This is a genomic window from Herbaspirillum sp. UBA812, assembly GCF_002296545.1.
GTDB classification, from domain to species: Bacteria; Pseudomonadota; Gammaproteobacteria; order Burkholderiales; family Burkholderiaceae_D; genus Herbaspirillum; species Herbaspirillum huttiense.
Genome location: NZ_DBIC01000199.1, coordinates 5,509 through 9,936 on the forward strand (window position 1 = coordinate 5,509; position 4,428 = coordinate 9,936).

The 4,428-nt window shown below is 63.7% G+C and carries 5 protein-coding genes; 4 read left to right on the top strand and 1 reads right to left on the bottom strand.

The genetic code is table 11. From position 1 onward, the window contains the following. The coding region (locus B3873_RS13290) for a putative bifunctional diguanylate cyclase/phosphodiesterase (RefSeq protein WP_286866629.1) at nucleotides 1–1,330 on the top strand (1,330 nt) is incomplete at its 5' end. A 124-nt stretch (nucleotides 1,331–1,454) separates the two neighbouring features. On the opposite strand, the gene B3873_RS13295 is transcribed toward B3873_RS13290, so the two are convergent. Then, the gene (locus B3873_RS13295) at nucleotides 1,455–1,754 is read right to left on the bottom strand and encodes a hypothetical protein (RefSeq protein ID WP_286866631.1); all 300 of its coding nucleotides are present in this window, start codon (nucleotides 1,752–1,754) and stop codon (nucleotides 1,455–1,457) included. Nucleotides 1,755–1,769: 15 nt separating this feature from the next. Here B3873_RS13295 and B3873_RS13300 point away from each other — a divergent pair, with 15 nt between their 5' ends. The 3 genes from B3873_RS13300 to B3873_RS13310 all read left to right on the top strand — a co-directional run. Then, entirely contained in the window at nucleotides 1,770–1,892 is a 123-nt protein-coding gene (locus B3873_RS13300) for a hypothetical protein (protein ID WP_286866633.1), read from the top strand. A 122-nt stretch (nucleotides 1,893–2,014) separates the two neighbouring features. Further along, the gene (locus B3873_RS13305) at nucleotides 2,015–4,255 is read left to right on the top strand and encodes a TonB-dependent siderophore receptor (RefSeq protein ID WP_286866635.1); all 2,241 of its coding nucleotides are present in this window, start codon (nucleotides 2,015–2,017) and stop codon (nucleotides 4,253–4,255) included. Further along, nucleotides 4,249–4,428 (top strand): PepSY domain-containing protein (locus B3873_RS13310; protein WP_286866637.1); only part of this gene is annotated, 180 nt, incomplete at its 3' end. The genes B3873_RS13305 and B3873_RS13310, both read left to right, overlap by 7 nt.

Sequence of the window (4,428 nt, forward strand, 5' to 3'; positions counted from 1 at the left end):
CGGCACCCAGATCGACATCAGCGACCAGAAGCGCTTGCAGGACGAAACCCGGCAACTGGCCTTCTATGATCCGCTCACCGGCCTGCCCAACCGCCGCCTGCTGCTCGACCAGATCGCCGCCGCCAGCTATCTCGGCCAGCCCTCAGCGCTGTTCTTCATCGACATCGACAATTTCAAGGATCTCAACGATGCCCTCGGGCATTCCATCGGCGACCGGCTGCTCTGCCGGATCGCCACACGCCTGCAGGAACTGGCTGGCGGGGCCCTGGTCGCCCGCCTGGGCGGTGATGAATTCGTGATCCTGCAGCAGCAGCCCCTGGCCTCGCCAGCCCTCATCGAAGAGAGCGCTTGCGGATTCGCGCAGCGCATCGTGGCGGCCATGGAGCAGCGCTTCGATCTGGACGGACTCAGTCATTTCGCGACCTGCTCGGTCGGCATCGCCCTCATGCACGGACAAGGCGCCAGCGTCGAAGACCTGTTGCGCCAGGGCGACCTGGCGATGTATGCGGCCAAGCAGAAGGGGCGCAATACCAGCTGCCTGTTTGACCAGGAGATGGAACATGCGCTGCATTTCCGCATCGGTCTGGAAAGCGACCTGCGACGCGCCATCGGCAGCAGCGAATTCCTGCTGCACTATCAGCCGCAGCGTGACCAGGCCGGCAACCTGATCGGGGTGGAAGCGCTGGCGCGCTGGAACAGTCCTTTCCGTGGCAGCGTCTCGCCCGCCATCTTCATTCCGGTGGCCGAAGCTTCGGGATTGATCCTGCCGCTGGGCCTCTGGGTGTTCCAGCAGGCCTGCCGGCAGTCGGTGCGCTGGAACCGCGAAGGCCGGCGGGTGCCGGTGGTCATCGCCGTCAACGTCAGTGCTGTCCAGGTCCGCCAGCCGGACTTCGTGAAGTCCATTCTGGAGACTCTGCAAGCGACCGGAGCCGATCCCTGCCACCTCAAGCTGGAGCTGACCGAGTCGGCCATGGTCGAGGATGTACAGGCCACCATCGAAAAGATGATGGAACTCAAGCAGCACGGCCTGGCCCTGTCACTGGACGATTTCGGGACGGGATATTCGTCGTTGTCGCTGCTCAAGCGGCTGCCGATCGACCAGCTCAAGATCGATCAGTCCTTCGTGCGCGAATTGCTGTTCGCGCCCAGCGACGTGGCCATCGCCAAGAGCATCATCACCCTGGCTGATGCGCTGGGGCTGGAAGTCATTGCCGAGGGCGTGGAAACCCGCGAGCAGCAGCAGTTCCTGGCGGCGCTGGGGTGTACGCGCTATCAGGGCTACCTGTTCGGCAGGCCGGTGCCTGCGGAACAGTTTGATGACGTGATGTGAGAGATGGGTTGCCGGCTCGAATGAACGCTTGAATGAACGCCCGAATTCAAGCCCGAATTCAAGCGCGAATTCAGGAGTGAATTCAGGCTTGATTTCACCCCTGAATTCGCGCGTGTTGCCTCATTCAATGAGTGGCGCGACGCTCCGCCATGGTCAGGTATTCCGCATGCAGGTGCGCCGCTTCCAGCACCTTGCGGCATTTGGCGCGCTCTGCCGGCATGGCCGCCAGTTCATGCTGCAGCAACTGTTCGATGATTTCGGCGGCCTCCATCGGTTCGGTCCCCGCCGTCTGCATGGCCAGCAGGCAGTTGCGGACCGTGGCGCGCACCAGCTCGGCGATCGGTTCATCCTGTTCCGACATCTCACACAGCCGCACGATGATGCCCAGATGTCGACGTGCGATGCTCATGGCATTGGTACACATGTCTCCCTCCTTGTTATGCAAACCAAGATAGGACGTGGCGATCCACACTGCCATCAGGCGTTTCCTGATTTCAACATCGACAAGCAGCGCGCCTTCCCGGGCGATGAAAAGCCGGCCTTGCCCAATCTGCTGCCGTGATTTTTTCATCGCGCTGCCTGTCACCCTAAACAAGAACACGTCTCATTCGTCAATCAGAGAGCGGGCCCTTCGGCTCGCGCCAGCACCGCTGGCGATCCCTCATTGCGACCACGCTCCTGACCATGACGACAAGAAAAACCTGCCGCACTTCCCCGCACGCCCGCGCTCTCCTGCCCTCTCCCGTGGCCCGTCCGCGCCTGATGGTGCAGGCGCTGCGCCTGGCCTTGCTGGGCCTGCCCGCCGCCGCCCCCGCCTGGGCGCAGACCACCACCGATGCCACGCTGCCCCAGGTCACCGTCACCGCCGGTCAGGAAGAACAGGCCACCGGCCCGGTCCACGGTTTCGTCGCCAAGCGCAGCGCCACCGCGACCAAGACCGATACCCCCATCACCGAAACTCCGCAATCGATCTCGGTCGTCACGGCAGACCAGATCGCCACCCAGCAGGCACGATCCGTCTCGGAGGCACTGGGCTACAGCAGCGGCATCCAGGTCTCCAATGGCGCCTTCGCCATTTCCGAAACGGCTTCGCTGCTGCGCGGCTTCCCCATCAACAATGGCGGCTCGCTCTACCGCGACGGCACCCTCACCGCCTCCAACGCCAGCTACAGCCGCTATGCGCCCGAACCCTACGGACTGGAACGCATCGAGCTGCTGCATGGACCGGCTTCGGTGATGTTCGGACAGAATGCGCCGGGCGGACTGATCAACGTGGTCTCCAAGAAACCGACCACCACCACCCTGCGTGAACTGCAGCTGCAGGCCGGCAGTTTTGATCGCAAGCAGGTGGCCGGCGACTTCGGGGGTGCGCTCGATGAAGGCGGGGTCTGGTCCTATCGCATCACCGGGCTGGCTCGTGACGCCGGCACCCAGGTCGATGGCACCGTCGATCGCCGCCTGTTCCTGGCACCGGCCATCACCTGGCGTCCGTCCGACCGCACCGAATGGACCGGCCGCTTCGAATACCAGCGCAGCGAAGGCCTGTCCAACAACGTCTTCCCCGCCAGCGGCACGGTCACGGCCAATCCCAACGGGCAGATCCCGACCAGCACGGCAGTGGGCCGCAGCGCCGACAACAGCGAGCGCTACGAAAACTGGTCACTCAGCTCGCAGTTCTCGCACCAGTTCAACGAAGTGTGGAGCTTCCGCCAGAACCTGCGCTATACGGATTACAACGGCACCCGCAACAGCATGCGCTTCGCCGCCTTCTATCCGGCCACGCAGTCGGCGACGGCCGCGCTGCAGCGCTGGCGACTGGGCACCGAGTCCGATACCTTCACCGCCGATAACCAGCTGCAGGCCGATTTCAGCACCGGTGCCGTGCAGCACAAGGTGTTGATGGGAGTGGGCTTCCATCACACCGCAGGCACGGTACGCGGTTATGTCAGTCCCAATACGCTGGCAGGTTACGTGCTCTCCAATCTTTACACGACCAGCTACGGCAATCTGCCCGCCGTATCCGAGAACTACAATCTGCGCACCGTGGATGACCAACTGGGCTTCTATCTGCAGGACCAGCTCAAGATCGCCGAACGCTGGTTTGTCTCCGCCGGCATCCGCCACGACCGCTCGCAACAGACCGTCAGCAATGCCATCGCGCGCACCCGGACCGAGCGCAGCGATCGCGCCAACACGCGCAACCTGGGGCTGGTGCATGAGTTGGCCAATGGCGTCTCGCCCTACCTGAGCTACACCGAATCCTTCACGCCCACCACCGGCACCAGTTTCGGCGGCGACATGCTCAAGCCTGAACGTGCCAAGCAATATGAAGCCGGGGTGAAATACGCACCCGTCAATACCAATGCGCTCTTCACCCTGGCGGTATTCGACTTGCGTCGCCAGAACGTGGCCACCACCGACCTGGCCCATGCCGGCTACTCGGTGCAGACCGGTGCGGCCCGCTCCAAGGGCGTGGAGCTGGAAGGCAAGCTGTCCCTCACCGAGGGCCTGAGCCTGACCTCCAGCTACAGCTATACCAACGCCAAGGTCACCAGCAACAACGCCACCAGCAGCAGCACCAACACCGAGGGCAAGGCCTTGCCCGGCGCGGCCAGACACAATGCAGGCGTGCTGGCGGACTATGCCTTCCGGCGCGGTGCGCTGGCCGGTGCCCATGTGTCGGCAGGCGTGCGCTACATCGGGCGTTCCTACGGCAATGCGCTCAACACCTTCGAGGTGCCTTCGGTCACGCTGCTGGACTTCGGCGCGCGTCTGGACCTGGGCCGCATCAATGCGGACTGGCGCAACTTCGAGCTGGCCTTCAAGCTCAACAACGTGACTGATCGCGTCTACGCCTTCTGCTCGGAACTCTGCGAGTATGGCGCGCGCCGCACTGGTCTCGTGCAGTTGACCACGCGATGGTAAGCACGCTGTCCGCCTGGCTGTGCCGCTTTGCGCCACGCCGCCACCACCTGGTCCTGCTGCATCGCTGGACCGGGCTGGCCATCGCCTTCTTCCTGCTGGTGGCCTGCCTCACCGGCAGCCTCCTGAGTTTCGAAGAGGAGCTCGATACCTGGCTGGCACCCGAGCTGCACCTG